The organism is Curtobacterium sp. MCBD17_003 (assembly GCF_003234885.2).
Lineage (GTDB): Bacteria > Actinomycetota > Actinomycetes > Actinomycetales > Microbacteriaceae > Curtobacterium.
In genome coordinates, this window is record NZ_CP126275.1 from 859,073 (window position 1) to 881,963 (window position 22,891).

The following is a 22,891-nucleotide window of genomic DNA, read 5'->3' on the forward strand; positions in this document are numbered from 1 at the left end:
AATGGGGGCATGGCCGATCCGGAGGACCCACAGGCGGAGCGTGTGCGCCGAGCCGGCCGCCCGCGGCGCTCCTCGGCAGTGGTGCTCGCCGACGCCGCCGCCGAGCTCTTCCTCGAGCAGGGGTACGCCGGCACGACGGTCGACCACATCGCGCAGCGCGCCGGGGTGAGTCGCGCCACGTTCTTCAACTACTTCACCGCGAAGTCCGACGTCATGTGGCTGGAACTCGACGAGGCCGTGCGCGAGATCCCCGCGCTCCTCCGCGTGTCCGAGGAGCGCTCGCCGGTCCGGGCCGTCGAGGACGCCCTGCTCGCCGCGGCCCGGCGGCACGACCCCCAGCGGGTGCCGTGGTCGATCGCCCAGGCCGAGGTCATGCGGATCGGCCCCGAGCTGGTGCAGAGCGCCGCGGCCCGGATCATGGGGCAGCACAGTGCCGTCGCCGCGTTCGTCGCCGACCGCACGGGCGAGCGTCCGAGCGGGTTGTGGCCCCAGACGGTCAGCGGCGCGATGCTCGGCGCGGCGGCCGCGGCGTTCGGGGTGTGGGTCGCCGACGGGGTCGGGCGTGGACCCCTCGTCGAGTACGTGGCCGCGGCGCTGACCCCCGTCGCCGCGGGACTCGACGCGCGGTAGCACGCTCGCTGGACCCGTCCGGCGTCCCCTCGGGATCGTCCGGTGCTCCCTCGCCCCAGGTCGGCGCTCAGACGGCCACGGCGACCGGTCGTCGGTGCCGACGCGCGAGCCCCGCGCCCGCCCAGCGGTCCCCGGCGACCGCGAGCGCGAGGAGCGTCACGGCGGCCACCGCGAACGGTACCGGTCCGGTGTGCGGGAACCCCCACTGCACGAGCAACGGCCAGTGGAACACGTACAGCCCGTACGAGATCGACGCCAGGAACGCGGACGGCGCCGCGACGCGGGCCAGGCCCCGGCCGAGCGCAGCGGCGAGGGCGGGCCGTGCCCGCAGCGTCGGAGCCACGACCGCGACGAGCGTCACCAGGGCCGTGGCCACACCGAAGTGCCGGACCATGAGCAGGGGGTAGGCCGCGAATCCGCCCCCGGTACCCGTACGGAGCGTCGTGCCCACGGCGAGCGCCGTGAGCGCCGTGAGCCAGAGCAGCTCCGGGGCGAGCGCGCGCGGACCGACCCGGTCCTGGAGGAACGCACGCGCCATCGCCGCGCCGGCCCACCACACGAGCAGGTACGCGAGCACGAGCACGGCGTGCCCGGGGTGCACCGTGTAGGCCGCGAACGCCGCGAGCGACACCGCGCCGACGAGGTGGGGGGTCAGTCGCGGCCACCGGTGCAGTGCCGACGCGAGGAGCGGGAACACCAGGTAGAAGGCGATCTCGTACGACAGCGACCACAGGGCGAGGTTGTGGAACGGCGGGTCGACGATGACCCCCGGCTTCAGCGCCCCGTTGTCCTGCAGCGCCACGAGGGTGCCGAGGACCTGCCCGGGGTGGAACTCGGCCACGAGGTCGCGGTCCGCCGCCGCGACCCCGATCGACAGCACCAGTGCGAGCACGAGCGGCGGGTAGATCCGACGGAGACGCCGGAACAGGTACGCGCCGACCCCGCCGCGCCGGTCGAACTCGTTGGCGTACACGACGAACCCGCTGAGCAGGAAGAAGACCATGACGGCCTCCTGCCCGAACGCGAACACGTCGCGCAGGACCACGGGTCCGCCGTAGGCGTTGACCGACACGAGGTGGTGGGCGACGACCTCGAGCGCCGCGAGTCCGCGCACCGCGTCGAGGAACACCCGCAGGCCGCGGGGGAGTGCCGGTCGCGCCATCGGGACCTCCCGTCCGTCGACGCTGATGGTCCTCGGGGGCCGGTGGGGCCGTTCCCAGCACCCCTGGGACGGTCGTGGAGGCCCGGTCAGGCGCGGAGGGTGCGCCCGTCGCCCGTGGCGACCTCCTCGAGGGTGCCGTCCTCGACGATCTCCGGCACGTCGCCGTCGTTGTCCGGCACCAGGCTCGCGTCCCCAGGCTGCGAGAGCGTGAGCACGGCCTCCTCGATGTAGGGGCTCGACTCGAGCTGTTCCTCGACCGCACGCAGCCGGAGCGCGACCTGCTCCTCGCGCTCGTTGCCCGCCATGTCGATCGCCGCGACGAGGTACACCCGGCTCGGCCCGACGAACTCGAGGTGCAGGTACGTCACACGCTCCACCTCGGGCTTGCGGAGGATCTCCGCGAGCACGGCGTCCTCGAGCTCGGGCGACGTCGACTCCCCGATGAGGAACCGCCGGTTCCGGTCGATGAGCACCACCGCGACCACGCCGAGCAGCACCCCGACGGCGATCGAGCCGAGCGCGTCCCACACGGCCGACCCGGTCAGCTGGTGCAGGAGCAGGCCGAGGAACGCGAGGACGAGACCGACGAGTGCCGCGGAGTCCTCGGCGAACACCGCGCGGAGCGTCGGGTTCGAGGACTGGAGCACGTGCCGGAGGATCGGCACCCGGCGTCGGGTCGCCGCGCCGTGGGCCTGCCGGAACGCCTGCAGGAAGCTCGTGCCCTCGAGGCACGCGGAGACCGCGAGCACGATGTAGCCGATGAGGACGTCGCGCGGCGGTTCGTCCGAGGTCAGCTCGCTGATCCCGTGGTAGATCGACACGATCGCGCCGGCCGTGAACAGCCCGAACGCCGCGAACATCGACCAGATGTAGGTCTCGCGGCCGTAGCCGAGCGGGTGGTCGGCGTCGCGCTGCTTGGCGCCCCGGCGCTCGGCGATGAGCAGGAAGATCTCGTTGCCGGTGTCCGCCCACGAGTGCGCCGCCTCGGCGACCATCGACGCCGAACCGGTCAACAACGACGCGAACGTCTTGGCGAGGGCCACGAGCAGGTTCGCGGCGAAGGCGATGACGACCGTGAGCAGGCTCTCGGGCTTCGGGGCGCCCGAGGCAGCCGCGTCCGGGTGGTCCGTGCTCTTGCGGTCCTCGGTCGCGTCGCTCACCATGCCTCCAGTCTGCTCCGCGGGCGGTACGATCGTCCCAGCGGCGTCGATCCGGCCATCACCGGGGAGCCTTCGGAAGAACACCATCCGTCCTCCGCGAGCGTCCCCGGGCGCGAGCGGGAGTCGGGCGGCCACTAGAACCGAACGGGTCGGGTCCGTCACAGCCTGAGCAACGAGCGGTGGTCCGCGCGACGGGAGCAGTGCCTCCCGGCCGTGGCCGCAATCGAGGTGGTACCGCGCCGCCGGGTCGAGTCGACCGGGTGGCGTCCTCGTCGACAGCACGCACACGACCACTCGCCGAGGACCAGATGCGCTACCCCTTGAACGACCCGGACGCCGCCGGCGTCACCCCGTCCCCCTCGTTCCCCGAGGTCGAGCGCGGCGTCCTCGCCTTCTGGCAGCGCGACGACACGTTCCGGGCCTCGGTCGAGCAGCGGCAGGGCTGCGACGAGTGGGTGTTCTACGACGGCCCGCCGTTCGCGAACGGACTCCCGCACTACGGGCACCTGCTCACCGGCTACGCCAAGGACGTCTTCCCGCGGTTCCAGACGATGCGCGGCAAGCAGGTGCACCGCCGGTTCGGGTGGGACACCCACGGACTGCCGGCCGAACTCGAGGCCATGCGCCAGCTCGGCATCACCGAGAAGCACGAGATCGACGACATGGGCATCGACGTGTTCAACGCGGCGGCGCGTCGGTCCGTGCTCCAGTACACCGACGAGTGGCGCGACTACGTCACCCGCCAGGCACGCTGGGTCGACTTCGACGACGACTACAAGACGCTCGACGTCACGTTCATGGAGAGCGTGCTGTGGGCGTTCAGGTCCCTCTGGGACAAGGGCCTGGCGTACGAGGGCTTCCGCGTGCTGCCCTACTGCTGGAACGACCAGACGCCGCTGTCGAACCACGAGCTCCGCATGGACGACGACGTCTACCAGCAGCGCCAGGACCAGTCGGTGACCGTCGCGTTCCCGTTCACCGGCGCCCGCGCCGAGGAGCTGGGGTTCTCGGGCGTCCGCGCGCTCGCGTGGACGACGACGCCGTGGACCCTGCCGACGAACGCGGCGCTCGCCGTGGGCCCCGCCATCGAGTACGTGGTCGTGCCGGCCGGTCCGGACGGCGCGGCCGACGGGACCGCGGCAGGCACCGCGTCGTTCCTGCTCGCCGGCGACACGCTCGCCGCGTACGCCAAGGACCTCGGCTACGGCTCCGCCGAGGAGGCCCGTGCCGCGGTCACCCGCACCGTCACGGGTGCCGAGCTCGACGGCGTCGCGTACGAGCGGCTGTGGGACTTCTACGTCGACGTCGAGGGCATGGAGAACGCCTGGCAGGTGCTCGTCGCCGAGTACGTCGCCACGGGCGAGGGCACGGGCATCGTGCACCAGGCACCGGCCTACGGCGAGGACGACCAGGCCGTCTGCTCGGCGGCGGGCATCCCGACGATCCTCTCCCTCGACGACGGCGGGCTGTTCCTGCCGCAGGTGGACCTCGTCGCGGGCCAGCTGTGGTCCGACGCGAACAAGCCGCTGACGCAGGAGCTCCGCGCGATGGGGCGGCTGCTCCGGGTCGCCTCGTACGAGCACAGCTACCCGCACTGCTGGCGCTGCCGGAACCCGCTCATCTACAAGGCCGTGTCGAGCTGGTTCATCCGGGTCACCGACTTCCGGGACCGCATGGGCGAGCTCAACGAGCAGATCACCTGGGTGCCCGAGAACGTCAAGGACGGCCAGTTCGGCAAGTGGGTCGAGGGCGCTCGTGACTGGTCGATCTCGCGCAACCGGTACTGGGGTTCGCCGATCCCGGTGTGGAAGAGCGACGACCCCGCCTACCCGCGCGTCGACGTGTACGGATCCCTCGCCGACCTCGAACGCGACTTCGGGCGCCTGCCCCTGAACGACGCCGGCGAGCCGGACCTGCACCGCCCGTTCATCGACGAGCTGACGAGGCCGAACCCCGACGACCCGACCGGCCGCTCCACGATGCGCCGGATCACCGACGTGTTCGACGTCTGGTTCGACTCCGGGTCGATGCCGTACGCCCAGGTGCACTACCCCTTCGAGAACCGCGAGTGGTTCGACACCCACAACCCGGCCGACTTCATCGTCGAGTACATCGGACAGACGCGCGGCTGGTTCTACGTCATGCACGCGCTGGCGACGGCCCTGTTCGACCGTCCGGCGTTCTCGAACGTCATCAGCCACGGCATCGTGCTCGGGTCCGACGGCCAGAAGATGTCGAAGAGCCGGCGGAACTACCCCGACGTCAACGAGGTCTTCGACCGCGACGGCGCCGACGCCATGCGGTGGTTCCTCATGTCGTCCTCGGTGATCCGCGGTGGGAACCTCGTCGTCACCGAAGAGGGGATCCGCCAGGGCGTCCGCGAGTTCCTGCTGCCCCTCTGGTCGACGTACTACTTCTTCACCCTCTACGCGAACGCGTCGGGGGACGACGGGTACCAGGCCGCCTGGCGCACCGACTCGACGGACGTGCTCGACCGGTACCTGCTCGCGCGCACCCGGCAGCTCGTGCTCGACGTCACGGCGCACCTCGAGGCCCTCGACACCCCGCTGGCCACCCTCGCGGTCCGCGACTTCGCCGACGTCCTCACGAACTGGTACGTCCGGCGGTCCCGTGACAAGTTCTGGGCGGGTGCCGGGTCCTCGGACGCCGCCCGCGATGCCTTCGACACGCTGTACACGGTCCTCGAGACCCTGACGCGCGTCGCCGCCCCGCTCGCGCCGCTCGTCGCGGACGAGGTCTGGAGGGGCCTCACCGGTGGGCGCAGCGTCCACCTCGAGGACTGGCCGGACGCCGAGGCGTTCCCCGCCGACGACGCCCTCGTCGCCGCGATGGACCGCGTCCGCGACGTCGCGTCGAAGGGCCTCGCGCTCCGCAAGGCGACCGGCAAGCGGGTCCGTCTGCCGCTCGCGACCCTGACCGTCGTCACCGCGGATCCCGCCGGGCTCGAGCCGTTCGCCGACATCCTCCGCGACGAGCTGAACGTCAAGCGCGTCGTGCTCGAGCAGCAGGCCGAGGAGTCGCTGGCGCAGTACGGCATCGAGCGGAAGCTCACGGTGAACGCCCGTGCCGCGGGTCCCCGCATCGGCAAGCTCGTGCAGCAGGTGATCCCGGCGGCCAAGCGCGGTGACTGGACCGCCACCGCCGACGGCGTCACGGTCGGCGGCGTCGACCTGGTCGAGGGGGAGTACACGCTCGACCTCACCGTGGCCGACCCGACGAGCGCGGTGGCGTTCCTCGAGGGCAGTGGCTTCGTCGTGCTCGACACCGTGACGACCCCGGAGCTGGAGGCCGAGGGCCTGGCCCGCGACGTCGTGCGTGCGGTGCAGCAGGCGCGTCGGGACGCCGGGCTCGACGTCAGCGACCGCATCGTCCTGCGCCTCGAGGCCGACGAGGCTGCGAGCAGCGCGATCGAGGCGCACCATGGACTCATCGCGCAGGAGACCTTGAGCAGCCGGCTCGAGCAGGTCGTCTCCGCGCTGGACGACGACGACCCCGGCGTCGAGCACGTCGGCGACGGCGCGCTCGTCCGGGTGGAGGTGACCCGCGTTGGCTGAGATCGGCAACGGTACGAACCCCTACGGCGACGACGACGCGTACGACGAGGACGGCGAGCCCGTCGCCGGGACTCCACGTCGGGTGACGGCAGGCGTCCCCGTGCCGCACGGGCCCGAGGACGACGGCGTCGCCCAGGTCGAGTCGGAGCTGTACGCCCGCATCGGGGAACAGGCCCCCGAGCGTCGGCTGGCCGCGACCCGGCGTGCCGTCGAGCTGCTCGGCGACCCGCAGCACGCGTTCCCGGTCATCCACATCACCGGCACGAACGGCAAGACGTCGACCGCCCGGATGATCGAGAGCATCGTGCGTGCGCACGGGCTCCGCACCGGACTCATGACGAGCCCGCACCTCGTGTCCATCCGAGAGCGCATCGTCATCGACGGCGAGCCCATCCGGCCCGAGTCGTTCGTCGAGAACTGGCGCGACATCCAGCCGTACCTGACCATGACCGACGACGAGCTCCGCGCCGCCGGACAGCAGCCGCTCACGTTCTTCGAGGCGCTCACGGTCCTCGCGATCGCGTGCTTCGCGGACGCGCCGGTCGACGTCGCCGTGATCGAGGTCGGCATGGGCGGCGAGTGGGACTCCACGAACGTGGTCGACGGCCAGGTGGCGGTGTTCACCCCGATCGCGATCGACCACGCCAAGCAGCTCGGCAACACCGTGGCCGAGATCGCCCGGACCAAGGCCGGGATCATCAAGCCCTCGGCGGCGGTCGTCAGCGCGCGGCAGACGCCGGAGGCCCTGGGGGAGCTCGAGCGTGCGGCGGCCCTGAGCGAGGCGACGCTCGCCGTCGAGGCGACCTCCGGCCCGAACGGCGGCTTCCGCGTGCTGTCGGACACCCCGGCCGTCGGCGGTCAGCTCGTCAGCGTCCAGGGCGTCGCCGGACGGTACGACGACCTGTTCGTGCCGCTCTTCGGTGCCCACCAGGCCGAGAACGCCGCGGTGGCGATCGCCGCCGTCGAGTCGTTCCTCGGTCGCGGATCGCAGCCCCTCGACGAGGACGTCCTCAGCGAGGGCCTCGCGGCAGCGACGTCGCCCGGCCGTCTGCAACCGATCGCCCAGCAGCCGACCGTGGTCGTCGACGCCGCACACAACCCGCACGGCGCCCGGGCCCTGGCCGAGGCCCTGCCCGTCGCGTTCCCGTCCGACCACGTGGTCGGCGTGCTCGGCGTCCTCGCTGACAAGGACGCCCGGGGCATCGTCCGCGCGCTCAAGGGCGTCGTGGCCACGTTCGTCGTCACGCAACCGCCCGGTCCCAGGGCCCTCGACGCCGACGCGTTCGCCGCGATCGTCGTCGACGAGGTCGGCCCGGATCGGGTGGTCGTCGAGCCCGACGTCGAGGCCGCCCTGGCCGAGGCACGGACCCTCGCCGAGGACGCCGACGCCGAGGCTGACCTCGCCGAGGGGGAGCCGGGCGCCATGGTCCTCGTCGCGGGCTCCATCGTGCTGATCGGTCGGGTCATGGACCTGGTCCACGGCGAAGGCGAGTCGGCATGACGGACGCTCCCCGGACCTCCCCGCCGGCCCGCGGCACACGGATGCGGCGTCCCCGCCCCCCGCGCGGCGCCCGCGAGAGCCTGCTGTCGATCGTCCTCGTGCTCGAGGCCGTCGTGTTCTTCTTCCCGATGCTCGTCGTGTTCGGCAAACACGAGCTCCCGCCGGCCGCGGCGTTCGGCGGCGGCCTCGGGTTCATGGTCGTGCTCGCCATCGCCTCCCGGCTGACCGGTCGCCCCGCCGGTGTAGGGTTCGGATGGCTGCTGCAGGCGGCCATCCTCGCCACCGGCTTCGTGGAACCGTTCATGTTCGTCGTGGGCGCCATGTTCCTGGCGTTCTGGATCTACTGTTTCGTCAAGGGTGGTCAGCTCGACCGGGCGAATGCGGCCCGCGCGGCGGCCCTCGGCGAGGACTCCGGACCGGGCACCGACGCCGGCGCCTGACCGCCGCCGCCGCACACCGACCACATCCACCCCCGAACCCAGGGAGCAATGCGTGTCCGACCTCGAAGAGACCCTCGTCCTCGTCAAGCCCGACGGCGTCGCCCGACAGCTGACCGGGGAGATCCTCCGCCGCATCGAGGCGAAGGGCTACGAGATCGTCGACCTGAAGATGCTGACGGCGTCCCGTGACCTGCTCAGCGCCCACTACGAGGAGCACCAGGGCAAGCCGTTCTTCGAGCCCCTCGTCGAGTTCATGGAGTCCGGGCCGATCGTCGCCGTCCGCGTCACGGGCAACGGCGTGATCGCCGGCTTCCGCTCGCTCGCGGGCACCACCGATCCGACCTCGGCCGCGCCGGGCACGATCCGCGGCGACCTCGGGCGCGACTGGGGTCTCAAGGTGCAGCAGAACCTCGTGCACGGCAGCGACTCGCCCGAGTCCGCCGCGCGCGAGCTCGGTCTCTGGTTCGCCTGACCCGCTGTTCCGCGTCTTCCCGACAGGCCCGTCGTCGTCCGACAACGGGCCTGTCGCCGTCTCCTCACGCACACGATGCGCGGGCATCTGACGACGTCACCCCTGTCGTCCGACACCCGCGCCGTCGAGACGAGCACCCGCACCGCGCGTGACCGGGAGGCCCGACACCACCCCGGGGAGCGAGCGGACACCCGAGGCGGAACGACGACGGGCCGCCCCCATCGGGACGGCCCGTCGTCGCACGGCTGACGGTCGCCGCGGGGCTGGCCCGCGGCGACCGTGCGATCAGCCCGCCGAGGGCGTGGCGGTCGGCGTCGCGGTCGAGCTGCCCGACGAACCCACGGCCTGTTCGGCGACCTGCTCCACGAACGACGAGAACGCCGACGTGTCGGTCAGCGACCCGGTGTACTGCTGCCCGTTGACGAGGACGAGCGGGGTGCCGGTGAGCTTCTTGACGTCGGAGTTCGGGATCTTGTCGTTGAGCGTCCGGTTCGTGACGTCGGCGACCCACCCCTTGAACGTGCCGTTGTGGATGCAGCTCGGGATGTTCTCGTTCGTCGCGCCAGCGGCCTTGACGAGGCGGACGATCTGGTCGTCGGTCAGGCCCTTGGTCTGCTCGCTCGGTTGCTTCTTGTAGAAGCGCTGGTTCACGGCGAGGAACTTGTTCGGCTCGTAGTTCGCGACACAGGCGGCGGCGTTGGTGGCGCGGGTCGAGTACTTGGTGCCGAGGGAGCTCGCGTCGAGCAGCGCGAACGGATGGAGCTCGAGCGTGGCGTACCCGGCGGTGACCCACTGCTTGATCTGGGTCATGTTCGTCGTCTCGAACTGGTTGCAGTACGGGCACATGTAGTCCTCGTAGATCACGACGTTGATCGTGTCCTTGTGGGCTGCCGTCTTGGTGGCCGTCGGCTCCGCGCCGGCCTTCGTCGCACCCGTGGTGACCGCGGTGATCGACTTGCCGTTGCCGTGCAGGAGGATGCCGTCGCTCGCCATGTTCTTGGGGCCGGGGCCCGCGGGCTGGATCGAGTTGACGACGACGAGCACGACGATCGCGGCGACGGCCAGCACGGCGAGGCCGATGCCGCCCTGCAGGAACAGCCGGTTGCGGCGTCTGCGCTGTTGTTCTCGCTCGCGCATCGCCCGCGCGTGCTCGCGGGCTGCTTCGCGCCGTGCCTTCTTGGAGGAGTTGTCGCCTGCGGTGCTCATCGGCAACAACCGTAACGGGTGCTGGAGGGGGTCGAGCGCGGCTCGGCTGACAAACCTCCCAGAAGTGCGTGACGCGTCATCGACGCCGGTGCGCGGGGCGTCGACATCAGGCCGGCGTCACGGTGCGGACCGGTCGTACGCGATCAGAAGAGGATGGCCCGCAGCGTCGGGAACATGATGAGGATCACGAGGACGATCACGACGTAGTTGACGAGCACGATGAGCCAGGAGAACGGGAGGACCGCCTGGCCGATCCGACGTCCGCGTTCGCCGAGGTTCCCCCGCGCCAGGTTCCAGCACGTGAACACCCAGAACATCGGGATCGTCATGGACCAGACGAGCATGCACCAGGGGCAGAGCGCACCGATCGACCACACCGTCTGCGTGAAGAGCCACGTCACGAACACCCACGCCAGGAACACCCCGGCGTTGAACGCCACCCAGAACCAGCGGGCCGCGACGACGCCGGCCAACAGCATCACCGCGACGGCGATCGGTGCCACGAACCCCGAGACGCCGAGGATCGGGTTCGGGAACCCGAACAGATGTGCCTGGTGGCTCGCCATGACGTTCGAGCAGCTGATGAAGGGGTTGACGTCGCATCCCAGTGCCTGCTTGGGGTGTTCCAGCAGTTGGTACTCGTCGACGACGAGCCGGAAGGCGCCGTACAACCCGCCCGCCCCGGTGACGAGGAGGAACACGGCCATGGCCACGGGTGGACGACGGAGGGCTTCGCGGGACGTCACGAGCGCCATCATCGCATGCACGTTCGGCGTTCCCATGGGCGGGCGTGCGATAATCGACGGGTCGACGGTCCCGTACCGCCGATGACGAAGAGCTTTCCGGGCCCGGTGCCCGGACAACGAAGCGCCGTGAGAGGGCGCGCGCGACCGTGGTGCTGCCCCGTACGGAGCGGCACCGGCCGCTTGGAGCGAGCGCGGGGGCGTAGTCGCCGCCCGCCGAGGATTCCCGCCGGTCACATGCTGACCAGGCCGGGCTGAGGAGTGCACCAGTCGATGGTGGAGCAGAACGACAACAACAACGAAGACGGTACGAAGCGCCGCGGGCGCCTGTTCGGCAGCCGCCGGGCACGGTCCCACGGACCGGACGACCACGTCGCCGACCGGGAGGCCCGGGCGACGCCCGTCACGCCGCCCGCGCCGGACGCGGAGGACCCCGGCGAGCTCTCGGCACCGGTGGCGTCGATCGACGCCCCGGACGCCGCGCGCGTCGTCGTCGACGAGGGCGACTCGGTGACCTCCGTGGTCGACGAGGCCGCGCAGGTGACGACGGTGATCGACGAGGCCGCGCAGGTGACGACGGTGGTCGACGAGGCCGTGTCGGTGACGACGATGGTCGACGCGGTCGTGACGGCGACGGAGGCGGTGCCCGTCGACCTCGCTGAGGACACGGCAGCCGACCTCGCCCCGGCGGCGACGGGGTCGGGTGCGACCGATCTGCCGGATGCGGAGCCCACCGGCGCCGGGCAGCCGGAGGCCGAGCCGTCGACGGCGGAGGAGTCCGCGGCCGAACCCGCACCGACGTACCCGGTCGCGACGAGCACGACGAGCCTCATCTTCCATGCGCCCGTGCTGCCGGACCTGCCCGAGCGGTTCCAGCCGGACGACGAGCCGGACCGCGACCGCGACCGCGACCGCGACCGCGACCGTGACCGTGACCGCGACCTCGTCGAGTCGCCGAGCACCCGCCGTCGATCGCGTCGTCGCGGGGCCGCCGCGCAGGACGACCAGCAGGCCGACGACTCGGGCGTGCAGCAGCAGCGGCAGCCCAAGCAGAAGCGCGAGCCGGAGCTCATCACCGAGCCGCAGCGCATCAAGGGGTCGACCCGGCTCGAGGCGAAGAAGCAGCGTCGCCGTGACGGCCGTGACGCCGGTCGCCGCCGTCAGGTCATCACCGAGGACGAGTTCCTCGCCCGCCGCGAGAGCGTCGACCGCCAGATGATCGTCCGCTCGCAGGCGGACCGCATCGAGATCGGCGTGCTCGAGGACGGCGTCCTCGCGGAGCACTACGTCACGAAGAACCACAACGTCTCGCTCATCGGGAACGTCTACCTCGGCAAGGTGCAGAACGTGTTGCCGAGCATGGAGGCCGCGTTCGTGGACATCGGCCGCGGGCGGAACGCGGTGCTGTACTCGGGCGAGGTCGACTGGGACTCCGTCGAGACGGGCAACCAGCCCCGCCGCATCGAGCTCGCGCTCAAGCCCGGCGACAAGGTCCTCGTGCAGGTGACGAAGGACCCGGTCGGCCACAAGGGCGCCCGCCTGACGAGCCAGATCTCGCTCCCGGGGCGCTACCTGGTCTACGTGCCGAACGGCTCGATGAACGGGATCTCGCGCAAGCTGCCCGACACCGAGCGCGCGCGCCTCAAGAAGATACTCAAGGAGGTCCTGCCGGAGCACGCGGGCGTCATCGTGCGCACCGCGGCCGAGGGAGCGACCGAGGAGCAGCTCACGCGCGACGTCACCCGGCTCACGAGCCAGTGGGAGGCGATCCAGAACAAGGTGCAGAACGGCCAGGCGCCGGTGCTGCTCCACAGCGAGCCCGACCTCCTCGTCAAGATCGTGCGCGACGTCTTCAACGAGGACTTCTCGAAACTGATCATCGACGGTGATGCCGCCCGCGCCGTCATCGACGAGTACCTCTCGGCGGTGGCGCCGGACCTCAAGGACCGCGTCGAGCTCTACGAGGGCCCCGACTCGTTCGAGGAGCACCGGCTCAACGAGCAGATCGAGAAGGCCCTGGACCGCAAGGTCTGGCTGCCGTCCGGCGGCTCACTGGTGATCGACCGTACCGAGGCGATGACCGTGGTCGACGTCAACACGGGCAAGTTCGTCGGGTCCGGGGGCAACCTCGAGGAGACCGTCACGAAGAACAACCTCGAGGCGGCCGAGGAGATCGTGCGTCAGCTCCGACTGCGCGACATCGGTGGCATCATCGTGGTCGACTTCATCGACATGGTGCTCGAGTCCAACCGTGACCTCGTGCTCCGCCGTCTCGTCGAGTGCCTGAGCCGTGACCGGACGAAGCACCAGGTCGCCGAGGTCACCTCGCTCGGCCTCGTGCAGATGACCCGCAAGAAGATCGGCGTCGGCCTGCAGGAGTCGTTCGCCGAGGTGAACGCCAAGGTCAACGACAACACGAACGAGTCCTCGCCGAAGGGTGGCCGGAGCGGTCGCAAGGGCCGGGGCAACGGCGGTGGCCAGGGCAACGGCAGCGGCAACGGCAACGGCAACGGCCAGCAGTCGTCGCAGCAGGCGCACCAGATCACCGAGGACGTCAAGAACGCACTCTCGCGGATCGCCGCGTCGACCATCCCGCACGACGACGCCGCTGCCACGGCCGCGAGCGGCACCGCGCCGACGAGCGCGAGCCAGCTCGAGGAGGCTCTGGACAGCGCCAGCGGAGCCACACCGGGTGAGGCCGACGCCGGTACGGGGACGACGCGATCGCAGCGCCGCTCCCGTCGCGGGGACCGGAACGAGCGCGGCGATCGGAACGAGCGTGCCGACCGGAACGAGCGTGCCGACCGGAACGAGCGTGCCGACCGTGAGGAGCGCACCGAGCGCACCGAGCACGCTCCGTCCGCCGACGCGACCGTGGAGCAGCCGACCGAGGTGACACGGCAGCAGCCCGCAGCGCCGCATGAACCGGCGACGCTCGAACCGGTGTCGACGACCCGTGAGCCGGCGTCGACGGGGTCTCGTCGGGTGAGCACGACGGCGACCGTGTCCCCGACCGAGTCCGTCGCGATCCTCGACATCCCGCTCTCCGCGGCGCCGGTCCGACAGCCCCGGCCGGTGAGCACCGAGGCGGCCGAGTCCCTCCTGGACTCCGTCCTCCAGGCGCTCCCCGAGCCGAAGCAGCCCGGCCAGGGGCGCAACCGGTCCCGCAGGGTGACGTCGGGGAGCATCAGCGCACCCGCGACGACCAGCGGCGCAACCGACGCCGGCGGTGCTGACGACGCGGGCGACCCCGACGGCGGGCCGGTCATCCTCGGGCGGTGACCGCAGCGCGGGACTGAGCTGCGGCCTCCCGGCAGACGGCCGACGCGGCCGACGACGAACGCGACCTCCCCCCGACGGGGCGGGGTCGCGTTCGTCGTTCCGCGGTAGCGTTTCCTGACCGTCGACCGGTGCCGCGTGCCGCGGCCGCCCACCGCCACCGCAGAGGAGAGCCCGCGTGTCCGATCCGACCGACGACCACCAGCAGCCGGTCGGGGGAGCGCCCGGGTTCCCGAGAGACGGCCGTGCCCCGTCGCAGGGTGACCACCACCGGATGCCGGGCGCGGCCGGCCCCGCGCCGTCGTGGTCGTCCGTCCCGGGTCCGTCGGTTCCGGGTCCGTCGGTTCCGGGTCCGTCGGTTCCGGGTCCCTCGGTTCCGCGGGTGCCCGGCCCCGGCATCGGGCTCCCAGGCGCCGTCCCCGCATGGCGGAGGAGCAGCCCCACGAGTGTGTTCGCTCGGGAGCGCTCGGGAGCTGGCGTCGCCGCCGCGGCGCTCGCCATCGCGGTGGTCGCGGCGGTCCTGCTCGTGTCGTCCCTGTCCGAGTTCCTCGGCACCCTGTCCTACGCGGGTGCCATGGACTTCGGCGATGAGGGCTTCACCGGCACGCCGCTCGGGTACTTCCTCGTCACCTGGCTGCTCGACCCGCTGGCGTTCTACGTCGTCGCGTTCGTCGTCCTCGCGTTCCTGACCCCGGTGACGCGACGGAGTCCACTGCCGACGATCGTGCTCCGGGCGATCGTCGCCGGGGCGGCGGGGACCGTGGGCATCATGGTCGTCGGCGTGTTCGAGGGCTTCGTCCACGCGGTGAGCGAGCTCGACTGGACCTACCTGCTCACCGACATCCTGACGGACCCCCTGTCCCGCGGCGTCGAGTACACGGCGCTCACGATCACGGCCTGCACGCTCGTCTGGTTGTGGTCCGGACGTCCAGGGCGACGAGGCCGCACCGGCCGTCCGGGGATGCCGGGCATGGTCCCGCCGGCCGACGCCGTGCCGGTGGCCACGATCCCGCCGCAGGCGCCGGCCTGGCATGCGGCTGCTCCGCGCCCGGGTGCGTCGCAGCCGGGAGGCGCGTGGCCGACGGGCGCAGCGCAGCCGGGAGGCGCGTGGCCGACGGGTGCAGCGCAGGCGGGAGGCGCGTGGCCGACGGGTGCAGCGCAGGCGGGAGGCGCGTGGCCGACGGGCGCAGCGCAGCCGGGAGGCGCGTGGACAGCCGATGCGTCCCGGTCGGGAAGCCCGTGGCCGACGGGGACGTCGGCTCCCGACGAGTGGCGTGCGACCGACGAGGTCGACCGGGACCGCTGAGGCGCCCTGGGCAGCGGGTCAGTGCCCGGAGCGCTTGTCGCGCTGCGGGACCCGGAGTCCGCTCGCGATGAGCCGGAGGACGAGTTCCCGGCCGGACACGGCGAGGGCCCCGAGCGCGACGAGTTCGTCGTGCCGGGCCGCGGGGACGTCGTAGTGGTCGTGGTCGAACGCGCGGCGGGGCAGGCCGGCGCGGGCCGCGAAGGCGTGGAGCTCGTCGTAGGACTCGTCGCTCACCAGGTGCGACCAGATCGTGTCGTGCGCGGGCCAGACGGGAGGGTCGATGAGCACGGTCACCCGGAGGAGCCTACGGCGTGGCGCGCGTTTGACCGGACCGGGAGCCATCGAGTACCCTTGGTTGTTGGTGTCCGCGAGGCCTCATGCCCGCGTCGACCGCGTCGGCGACGGCACCGCAGACTTCCCTCCAGCAGAGTACGTAAGGAATTCCACGTGGTTTACGCAGTTGTGCGCGCCGGCGGCCGTCAGGAAAAGGTCGAGGTCGGCACCGTCCTGAACATCGACCGCATCAAGGGCGACGAGAACGGCACCATCCAGCTCGCGCCGGTGCTCCTCGTGGACGGCGACAAGGTCACCTCCGCGGCGAGCGACCTCGCCGGCGTGACGGTCACCGCCGAGGTCCTGAACGACCTCCGCGGCCCGAAGATCGTCATCCAGAAGTTCAAGAACAAGACCGGGTACAAGAAGCGTCAGGGCCACCGCTCGGAGCTCACCCGCGTCAAGATCACCAAGATCGCGTAAGGCGGAAGAACAATGGCACACAAGAAGGGTGCGAGCTCCACTCGCAACGGTCGTGACTCGAACGCGCAGCGCCTCGGCGTGAAGCGCTTCGGCGGACAGGTCGTCAACGCGGGCGAGATCATCCTCCGCCAGCGTGGCACCCACTTCCACCCGGGCGCCAACGTCGGCCGTGGCGGCGACGACACGCTCTTCGCGCTCACCGCGGGCGCCGTCGAGTTCGGCACCAAGGGCGGCCGCAAGGTCGTCAACATCGTCAACGCCTGATCGCACGACGACACACTCCACGAGAAGGGCGGGCCGAGTGCCCGCCCTTCTTCGCTTTCCCGCCGGGTGCGGCGCCCTCGGTCCGGCGCCCCTGGCACCAGCTCCGTGAGGACACCATGGCCACCTTCGTCGACCACGTCACCCTGCACCTGACCGCGGGCAACGGCGGCAACGGCTGCGTCTCGGTCCGCCGCGAGAAGTTCAAGCCCCTCGCCGGGCCCGACGGCGGCAACGGCGGGAACGGCGGGGACATCGTCCTCGTCAGCGACCCCCAGGTCACGACCCTGCTCGGGTACCACCGGTCGCCCCACCGCTCCAGCCGGAACGGACAGCCCGGCATGGGCGACATGCGCAGCGGCACGAGCGGCGAGGAGCTCGACCTCCCGGTGCCCGTCGGCACCGTCGTGTACGACGAGCGCGGCGAGCAGATCGCCGACATGGACCGCCCGGGGATGCGCGTCGTCGTCGCGCAGGGCGGTCAGGGTGGCCTCGGCAACGCCGCCCTCGCCACGCCGAAGCGCAAGGCCCCCGGGTTCGCGCTCCTCGGCACGCTCGGCGAGACCGGGGACGTCCGGCTCGAACTCAAGACCGTGGCCGACGTCGCCCTGGTCGGGTTCCCGTCCGCCGGCAAGTCGAGCCTGATCGCCGCGATCTCCGCCGCCAAGCCGAAGATCGCCGACTACCCCTTCACGACGCTCACCCCGAACCTCGGCGTCGTCGAGTCGGGATCGGTCCGGTTCACCGTCGCCGACGTCCCCGGCCTCATCGAGGGGGCGTCCGAGGGTCGCGGACTCGGCCTCGAGTTCCTCCGGCACGTCGAGCGGTGCAGCGCCCTGCTGCACGTGATCGACTGCGCGACGCTCGACCCCGGCCGTGACCCGATCAGCGACCTCGACGTCATCCTCCGCGAACTCGAGCGGTACCCCGTGCCGGCCGGTCAGACACCGCTGCTCGAGCGTCCCCAGCTCGTCGCCCTCAACAAGATCGACGTCCCCGACGCCCGCGAGCTCGCCGAGTTCGTGCGGCCGGAGCTCGAGTCGCGGGGCTACCGCGTGTTCGAGATCTCGACCGCGTCGCACGCCGGACTCCGTGAGCTGACCTTCGCCCTCGCGGACATCGTCGAGCAGGCCCGGGTCACGCAGGCCACCCAGCCCGAGCCCGAGCGGATCGTGCTCCGTCCCCGGGCGGTCGACCAGACCGAGTACACCGTCCGCGCCGAGGGTGGCGAGGAGCACCGGTTCTACCGGATCCGCGGGGCGAAGCCCGAGCGCTGGGTGCAGCAGACGGACTTCGACAACGAGGAAGCCATCGGCTACCTGGCGGACCGACTCGCCAAGCTCGGCGTCGAGGACGACCTCTTCAAGGCCGGCGCGGTGGCCGGTTCGACCGTCGTGATCGGCGGGGACGGCGGCATGGTCTTCGACTGGGAGCCGACACTCACCTCGACCGCCGAGCTCATCACGAGCGCACGCGGTACGGACTCCCGCCTCGACCTCAACCCCCGCCCGACCCGCGGTCAGCGCCGTGCGGAGTACTTCGAGCGCATGGACGCCAAGGCCGAGGCGCGCGCCGAGCTCGAGCGCGAGCGCGTCGCCGGACTCTGGGCGGACGACGACGACACCGAGCCGGACGCCGACTGACCGACCACGCCCGCCCCGAGCACCCGGCAGGACCACGACCCGACACGACAGGAGTGCCGCAGCGATGACCGACAGCACGACCACGCGCGCGGAGCCGACCCCCGTCCGGACCCGTGCCGACGTCCCGACCGCGCGCCGGATCGTCGTCAAGGTCGGCTCGTCCTCGATCAGCGGGGAGAACGCCGGGCAGATCGAACCCCTCGTCGACGCCCTCGCCGCCGCGCACGGCCGGGGCACCGAGGTCGTGCTCGTGTCGTCGGGGGCGATCGCGACCGGGTTGCCGTACCTGGCGCTCGACGCCCGCCCCGACGACCTCGCGACGCAGCAGGCCGCCGCGGCCGTCGGGCAGAACGTCCTGGTGTACCGGTACCAGCGGAGCCTGCGCCGGTACGAGATCGTCGCCGGTCAGGTGCTCCTGACCGCCGGGGACCTGCAGAACCCCACGCACCGGGTCAACGCGCAGCGGGCGATGGACCGCCTGCTCGCGCTCCGGATCCTGCCGATCGTCAACGAGAACGACACCGTCGCCACGCACGAGATCCGGTTCGGGGACAACGACCGGTTGGCCGCCCTCGTCGCGCGGTTGCTCCGTGCCGACGTCCTCGTCCTCCTCTCGGACGTCGACGCGCTCTACACGAAGCCGCCGGAGCAGCCCGGCGCCGAGCGGATCGGGGAGGTCCCGTTCGGTGACGACCTCGCCGGCGTCACGTTCGGTTCGGTCGGCGCCGCGGGCGTGGGGACGGGTGGCGCGGGGACGAAGGTCGCGGCCGCCCGCCTCGCGGCCGAGGCCGGCACGAGCGTCCTCGTCACCGCGACCGCGCTCGTCGACCGCGCGCTCACGGGTGCCGCGATCGGGACCTGGTTCGCCGCCGGACCGCAGGCGTAGCGCGGATCGGTGGCACCGCCTCCCGTCGGTCGCCCCGTCTACAATCCGGGTATGGCAACCACCGCCGTCCGCCCCACGCTCGTCGACAAGCTCGTCGCTGCGCGCGCGGCCTCACCGGCCCTCGTGACGGCGACCGCCGACGTCAAGAACGCCGCGCTCGGCGCGATCGCGGCGGCCGTGCGGTCGGCCACCGACGAGATCGTCGCGGCCAACGCTCACGACCTCGAAGCGGGGGAGCAGGGCGGGCTCGCGCCGGGCCTTCTGGACCGCCTGCGGCTGGACCCCACGCGGATCGAGGCGCTGGCGTCCGCCGTCGAGCACGTCGCCACGCTGACCGACCCCGTCGGGCAGACCGTGCGCGGCTCGACCCTGCCGAACGGACTCCAGCTGACCGAGGTCCGCGTGCCGTTCGGGGTCGTCGGGGCGATCTACGAGGCACGGCCGAACGTCACCGTGGACATCGCCAGCCTCGCGCTCAAGAGCGGTAACGCGGTCGTGCTCCGCGGCGGCTCGGCGGCCGCCCGGACGAACGCCGTGCTCGTCGAGCGCATCCAGGACGCCGTGGCCACGGTGGGGCTGCCCGGCGCGCTCGTGCAGACCATCGACGAGTTCGGCCGCGACGGCGCGATGGAGCTCATGCGGGCGCGGGGGCTGGTCGACGTCCTCGTGCCTCGCGGCAGCGCCGGCCTCATCCAGACCGTCGTCACGGAGTCGCAGGTCCCGGTGATCGAGACCGGTGCGGGCGTCGTCCACGTGTTCCTGGACGCGTCGGCGCCCGAGGACTGGTCGGTCGACATCGTGCTCAACAGCAAGGTGCAGCGTCCGAGCGTCTGCAACGCCCTCGAGACGCTGCTCGTGCACCAGGACGCCGCACCGCGCCTCCTGCCCGTGGTGGCGGCGCGCCTCCTGGAGGCGGGGGTCACCCTGCGCGGTGACGACGCGACCCGGGCGCTCGTCCCGCAGGCGGTCCCCGTGACCGAGGAGGACTGGGGCACCGAATCGATGGCGCTCGACCTGTCCGTCCGGGTCGTGGCCGACCTCGACGCCGCGATCGCGCACATCGCCCGGTGGTCCACCCAGCACACGGAGTCGATCGTCACGAACGACCTCCGCAACGCGGACCGGTTCCTCGCCGAGGTCGATTCCGCAGTCGTCATGGTGAACGCCTCCACGCGGTTCACCGACGGCGGTGAGTTCGGGTTCGGGGCCGAGGTCGGGATCTCGACGCAGAAGCTGCACGCGCGAGGGCCGATGGGGCTGCCGGAGCTCACGAGCACGAAGTGGATCGTGCGCGGACACGGTCAGGTGCGCGGCTAGACTGGGGCGCGGCCACCGCCACACCCCATCGGAATGATCGGAGCGCCCATGATCCACCTGCTGCTCGCTGCCGGAGAACCCACCACGGCCGAGGTGCCGCGGTTCATCTTCCCGCTCGGTGCGGCCGCGGTGTTCACGTTCCTCGGGTTCGTGACCTGGAGCTTCCGCGACGTCGCCTACCGGCACAGCCACAAGTTCGACGCCACCCGGACCGACGAGACCGGCGTCGACGAGTTCGGCCACACGAAGATCTGACCCGCCGCCCGATGCTCGAGAGCACCGGTCGGCCGCGCATCGGTGTGATGGGCGGCACGTTCGACCCGATCCACCATGGTCACCTCGTGGCAGCGAGCGAGGTCGCGTCCTCGTTCGGCCTCGACGAGGTCGTGTTCGTCCCGACCGGCCAGCCGTACATGAAGTCCGACGTGTCCGACGCGGAGCACCGGTACCTCATGACGGTGATCGCCACCGCGTCGAACCCGATGTTCACGGTGAGCCGTGTCGACATCGACCGCCCCGGCCCCACGTACACGATCGACACCCTCCGTGACCTCCGCGACCAACGACCGGACGCCCAGTTCGTGTTCATCTCGGGCGCCGACGCCGTGGCCCAGATCCTCGACTGGAAGGACCACTCCGAGCTCTGGGACCTCGCCCACTTCGTTGCTGTGACTCGGCCGGGACATGACCTGACCGTCACCGGATTGCCGGAGCGGGACGTAAGCTTGCTCGAGGTACCGGCACTGGCGATCTCGTCGACCGACTGCCGAAGCCGCGTGGGCCGAGGACATCCCGTGTGGTACTTGGTCCCGGACGGCGTCGTCCAGTACATCACCAAGCACCATCTGTATCGGAGCGTCGCATGAGTTCGTCCGACTCGCAGCCGCCCCTCACGCGGCGTCAGGCCCGAGAGCGCGAGCGTGCCGCCGAGACCGGTGCTCAGCCCGTGACGCCGGAGGCCGCCGTGGCCGCCGGCGTTCCCGCATCCGTCGCGTCCGCATCCGATGGCCCGCGCAGCGTCGCGGTGCCCTCGGCACCGCCCGCCGCCCCGACCGACCTGCCGCGCCGGCGTCCGGGTTCGCACGTCGCTCCCGCCGCGTCGGCACCAGCACAGGCCGCCGCGGTGCCGGCGCGGGGTGGTGTCGCCGATCAGGGCGCCGCGGAGCCCACGCAGCGCGCGGCCGTCCAACCGTCCCGCGCCGACGATGCCGCCCCGCCCGCATCGGCCACCGAGATCGTCCCCGGCACCGGCATGACGCGGCGTCAGCTCCGCGCCCTGCGTGAGGCCGAGCAGCACCGTGACCAGGCACCCGTCCCGCTCCGGACGCCGTCACCCCAGTCGTCCGACCGCACCGTGGCGGACGTCCTCGGCGACGTCGCCGCGCTCGAGGGCCAGCGCATCGCCGCGGAGCACGACGAGCCCGCGCCGGACGCCGCGGTCCTCCACCAGGCGACCGAGGCGGACGGTTCGCCCGACGCCATCGAGCCGCTCTCGGACGCCGTCGCCCACAGCGACGAGCCGCGGGTGCACCGGTCGACCTGGGCGCCGCCGGCACCGGAGCCGGACGCCCCGCTCCCCGAGGCCGAGCCGATCGTCGACATCGTCCCGGCCGGGGACGCCGATGCGGTGCATGACGACGAGGCTGCGCGTGGCGACCGCGCTGCGCGAGGTGCCGGTGACGTCCCGGATGCCCGTGACGCCGGGGCAGCGCGCCCGTGGTCCGCGTCCGGTGCCGCCGAGGGCATCGACGCGAGCACCGACGACGTGCTCGACCCGGCCCTCCCGGCGGCCTCGACGCCGAACGTGTTCCCCCTCGACCTCTCGGACGCGGCCGGATCGCCCACCGCGGCCGACGCTCGCACGGAAGAACGGCGTCCGGCGTCACCCGCTTCGGCGGGTCGGGCCCGTCCCGCTGCCGCGCGTGGGGGAGCGGCCCCGGAGCCGCCGGCCACGACCGGCACCATCGCGACGCCGACCGGCCACTGGTCCCGCCAGGCCGAGGCCGCGGACGAGCACCTGCACGATCCCCAGACCGGGCAGTCGCGGGCGACGCAGACGCAGACGAACGCGCTGATCCTGCCGAACTCGGCGCTCAGCGACGTCACGGGTGCCCTCAACGCCACGGGCGAGGTCATCATCACCGGGTCGATCGACCTGCCGAAGACCCTCGCCGCCACCGGAGCGCACACGCCACACATCGACGGCGTCGAGGTCGATCGGCTGCTCGAGCAGCACGACGCCGAGACCGCGACGAACGACGCGGTCCCCGTCCGGGCGAGCCGTGCGGTGTCGAGCCACACGTCGACCCGTGCGGTCGTGCTGGCCGCGGCGAAGCCGAAGCAGTCGAAGGTCCCGACCGCGTTGGCGTACTCCGCTGCAGGGGTCGGGGTGGCCGGGGTCATCGTCGTCGTCCTGGCGATGTTCTCGCTCGGCGTCTTCTGAGGCGACCCGCCGGCGTTCGTTCGCTCTCCGCGGTGGCCGGTTCGGGCCTCCAGGCTGGTCCGTGTCGTGGGTGTCGCTTATGATCGACGGCATCGACCCCTACCCGGCGTC

Annotated in this window: 20 protein-coding genes; 15 read left to right on the forward strand and 5 right to left on the reverse strand. The window is 72.0% G+C overall.

The features are described from left to right. The first annotated feature begins 9 nt into the window (after positions 1 to 9). Positions 10 to 630, forward strand: coding sequence for a TetR/AcrR family transcriptional regulator (locus DEI88_RS04245; protein WP_111013912.1), 621 nt, complete (start codon positions 10 to 12; stop codon positions 628 to 630). Between the two features lie 67 nt (positions 631 to 697). Here the strand turns inward: DEI88_RS04245 and DEI88_RS04250 are convergent, their stop codons facing one another. Both DEI88_RS04250 and DEI88_RS04255 read right to left on the reverse strand, forming a co-directional pair. Next, positions 698 to 1,792 (reverse strand): acyltransferase family protein, encoded by a 1,095-nt coding sequence (locus tag DEI88_RS04250; protein WP_111072350.1) that lies wholly within the window; start codon positions 1,790 to 1,792, stop codon positions 698 to 700. Positions 1,793 to 1,878: 86 nt separating this feature from the next. Beyond that, positions 1,879 to 2,955 (reverse strand): cation diffusion facilitator family transporter, encoded by a 1,077-nt coding sequence (locus DEI88_RS04255; protein WP_111013911.1) that lies wholly within the window; start codon positions 2,953 to 2,955, stop codon positions 1,879 to 1,881. Positions 2,956 to 3,260: 305 nt separating this feature from the next. On the opposite strand from DEI88_RS04255, the gene ileS reads away from it, so the two are divergent. The 4 genes from ileS (at position 3,261) to ndk (ending at position 8,940) form a co-directional block, all read left to right on the forward strand. Further along, complete coding sequence (gene ileS, locus DEI88_RS04260; protein WP_111072349.1) at positions 3,261 to 6,527, forward strand: isoleucine--tRNA ligase; 3,267 nt, start codon at positions 3,261 to 3,263, stop codon at positions 6,525 to 6,527. A gap of 82 nt (positions 6,528 to 6,609) precedes the next feature. Beyond that, complete coding sequence (locus DEI88_RS04265) at positions 6,610 to 8,028, forward strand: bifunctional folylpolyglutamate synthase/dihydrofolate synthase (RefSeq protein WP_502866986.1); 1,419 nt, start codon at positions 6,610 to 6,612, stop codon at positions 8,026 to 8,028. Then, positions 8,025 to 8,468, forward strand: a complete 444-nt coding sequence (locus tag DEI88_RS04270) for a DUF4233 domain-containing protein (RefSeq protein WP_111072348.1) — start codon at positions 8,025 to 8,027, stop codon at positions 8,466 to 8,468. The genes DEI88_RS04265 and DEI88_RS04270 overlap by 4 nt, the downstream gene beginning before the upstream one ends. Positions 8,469 to 8,520: 52 nt before the next feature. Further along, a complete protein-coding gene (gene ndk, locus DEI88_RS04275; RefSeq protein ID WP_111072347.1) occupies positions 8,521 to 8,940 on the forward strand; it encodes a nucleoside-diphosphate kinase in 420 nt (139 codons plus the stop codon). Positions 8,941 to 9,225: 285 nt separating this feature from the next. On the opposite strand, the gene DEI88_RS04280 is transcribed toward ndk, so the two are convergent. Both DEI88_RS04280 and DEI88_RS04285 read right to left on the reverse strand, forming a co-directional pair. Beyond that, the gene (locus tag DEI88_RS04280) at positions 9,226 to 10,146 is read right to left on the reverse strand and encodes a DsbA family protein (RefSeq protein WP_111072346.1); all 921 of its coding nucleotides are present in this window, start codon (positions 10,144 to 10,146) and stop codon (positions 9,226 to 9,228) included. A 143-nt stretch (positions 10,147 to 10,289) separates the two neighbouring features. Beyond that, positions 10,290 to 10,892, reverse strand: a complete 603-nt coding sequence (locus DEI88_RS04285; protein WP_258368710.1) for a vitamin K epoxide reductase family protein — start codon at positions 10,890 to 10,892, stop codon at positions 10,290 to 10,292. Positions 10,893 to 11,498: 606 nt separating this feature from the next. Between DEI88_RS04285 and DEI88_RS04290 the strand changes: the two genes are divergently transcribed. Both DEI88_RS04290 and DEI88_RS04295 read left to right on the forward strand, forming a co-directional pair. Beyond that, positions 11,499 to 14,171 carry an Rne/Rng family ribonuclease gene (locus DEI88_RS04290; RefSeq protein ID WP_502866987.1) on the forward strand — a complete coding sequence of 891 codons (2,673 nt, stop codon included), beginning with the start codon at positions 11,499 to 11,501 and terminating at the stop codon, positions 14,169 to 14,171. A gap of 445 nt (positions 14,172 to 14,616) precedes the next feature. Beyond that, positions 14,617 to 15,474 carry a hypothetical protein gene (locus DEI88_RS04295; protein WP_111072344.1) on the forward strand — a complete coding sequence of 286 codons (858 nt, stop codon included), beginning with the start codon at positions 14,617 to 14,619 and terminating at the stop codon, positions 15,472 to 15,474. A gap of 18 nt (positions 15,475 to 15,492) precedes the next feature. Here DEI88_RS04295 and DEI88_RS04300 read toward each other — a convergent pair whose 3' ends face one another. Continuing rightward, positions 15,493 to 15,768 (reverse strand): DUF4031 domain-containing protein, encoded by a 276-nt coding sequence (locus tag DEI88_RS04300; RefSeq protein ID WP_111072343.1) that lies wholly within the window; start codon positions 15,766 to 15,768, stop codon positions 15,493 to 15,495. A 153-nt stretch (positions 15,769 to 15,921) separates the two neighbouring features. Here DEI88_RS04300 and rplU point away from each other — a divergent pair, with 153 nt between their 5' ends. The 8 genes from rplU (at position 15,922) to DEI88_RS04340 (ending at position 22,780) form a co-directional block, all read left to right on the forward strand. Further along, complete coding sequence (gene rplU / locus DEI88_RS04305) at positions 15,922 to 16,230, forward strand: 50S ribosomal protein L21 (RefSeq protein ID WP_111011049.1); 309 nt, start codon at positions 15,922 to 15,924, stop codon at positions 16,228 to 16,230. A 12-nt stretch (positions 16,231 to 16,242) separates the two neighbouring features. Next, positions 16,243 to 16,494, forward strand: a complete 252-nt coding sequence (gene rpmA, locus DEI88_RS04310) for a 50S ribosomal protein L27 (protein ID WP_111011050.1) — start codon at positions 16,243 to 16,245, stop codon at positions 16,492 to 16,494. 116 nt (positions 16,495 to 16,610) lie between these two features. Further along, complete coding sequence (gene obgE, locus DEI88_RS04315; RefSeq protein ID WP_111011051.1) at positions 16,611 to 18,134, forward strand: GTPase ObgE; 1,524 nt, start codon at positions 16,611 to 16,613, stop codon at positions 18,132 to 18,134. 64 nt (positions 18,135 to 18,198) lie between these two features. After that, the gene (proB, locus tag DEI88_RS04320; RefSeq protein WP_111072342.1) at positions 18,199 to 19,020 is read left to right on the forward strand and encodes a glutamate 5-kinase; all 822 of its coding nucleotides are present in this window, start codon (positions 18,199 to 18,201) and stop codon (positions 19,018 to 19,020) included. Between the two features lie 51 nt (positions 19,021 to 19,071). Further along, positions 19,072 to 20,337, forward strand: coding sequence for a glutamate-5-semialdehyde dehydrogenase (locus DEI88_RS04325; protein WP_111072341.1), 1,266 nt, complete (start codon positions 19,072 to 19,074; stop codon positions 20,335 to 20,337). A 48-nt stretch (positions 20,338 to 20,385) separates the two neighbouring features. Then, positions 20,386 to 20,592, forward strand: a complete 207-nt coding sequence (locus tag DEI88_RS04330) for a hypothetical protein (protein WP_111011054.1) — start codon at positions 20,386 to 20,388, stop codon at positions 20,590 to 20,592. Between the two features lie 11 nt (positions 20,593 to 20,603). After that, positions 20,604 to 21,203 (forward strand): nicotinate-nucleotide adenylyltransferase, encoded by a 600-nt coding sequence (gene nadD, locus DEI88_RS04335; RefSeq protein ID WP_111011055.1) that lies wholly within the window; start codon positions 20,604 to 20,606, stop codon positions 21,201 to 21,203. Further along, entirely contained in the window at positions 21,200 to 22,780 is a 1,581-nt protein-coding gene (locus tag DEI88_RS04340; RefSeq protein WP_111072340.1) for a hypothetical protein, read from the forward strand. The genes nadD and DEI88_RS04340 overlap by 4 nt, the downstream gene beginning before the upstream one ends. The last annotated feature ends 111 nt before the right edge of the window (positions 22,781 to 22,891 follow it).

Excerpts from the sequence above, each read along its gene's own strand:
- DEI88_RS04245 (WP_111013912.1), top strand. The coding sequence starts at position 10 with ATGGCCGATCCGGAGGACCCACAGGCGGAGCGTGTGCGCCGAGCCGGC.
- DEI88_RS04250 (WP_111072350.1), bottom strand. The coding sequence starts at position 1,792 with ATGGCGCGACCGGCACTCCCCCGCGGCCTGCGGGTGTTCCTCGACGCG.
- DEI88_RS04255 (WP_111013911.1), bottom strand. The coding sequence starts at position 2,955 with ATGGTGAGCGACGCGACCGAGGACCGCAAGAGCACGGACCACCCGGAC.
- ileS (WP_111072349.1), top strand. The coding sequence starts at position 3,261 with ATGCGCTACCCCTTGAACGACCCGGACGCCGCCGGCGTCACCCCGTCC.
- DEI88_RS04270 (WP_111072348.1), top strand. The coding sequence starts at position 8,025 with ATGACGGACGCTCCCCGGACCTCCCCGCCGGCCCGCGGCACACGGATG.
- DEI88_RS04280 (WP_111072346.1), bottom strand. The coding sequence starts at position 10,146 with ATGAGCACCGCAGGCGACAACTCCTCCAAGAAGGCACGGCGCGAAGCA.
- DEI88_RS04290 (WP_502866987.1), top strand. The coding sequence starts at position 11,499 with ATGGTCGACGCGGTCGTGACGGCGACGGAGGCGGTGCCCGTCGACCTC.
- rpmA (WP_111011050.1), top strand. The coding sequence starts at position 16,243 with ATGGCACACAAGAAGGGTGCGAGCTCCACTCGCAACGGTCGTGACTCG.
- obgE (WP_111011051.1), top strand. The coding sequence starts at position 16,611 with ATGGCCACCTTCGTCGACCACGTCACCCTGCACCTGACCGCGGGCAAC.
- proB (WP_111072342.1), top strand. The coding sequence starts at position 18,199 with ATGACCGACAGCACGACCACGCGCGCGGAGCCGACCCCCGTCCGGACC.
- DEI88_RS04325 (WP_111072341.1), top strand. The coding sequence starts at position 19,072 with ATGGCAACCACCGCCGTCCGCCCCACGCTCGTCGACAAGCTCGTCGCT.
- DEI88_RS04330 (WP_111011054.1), top strand. The coding sequence starts at position 20,386 with ATGATCCACCTGCTGCTCGCTGCCGGAGAACCCACCACGGCCGAGGTG.
- nadD (WP_111011055.1), top strand. The coding sequence starts at position 20,604 with ATGCTCGAGAGCACCGGTCGGCCGCGCATCGGTGTGATGGGCGGCACG.
- DEI88_RS04340 (WP_111072340.1), top strand. The coding sequence starts at position 21,200 with ATGAGTTCGTCCGACTCGCAGCCGCCCCTCACGCGGCGTCAGGCCCGA.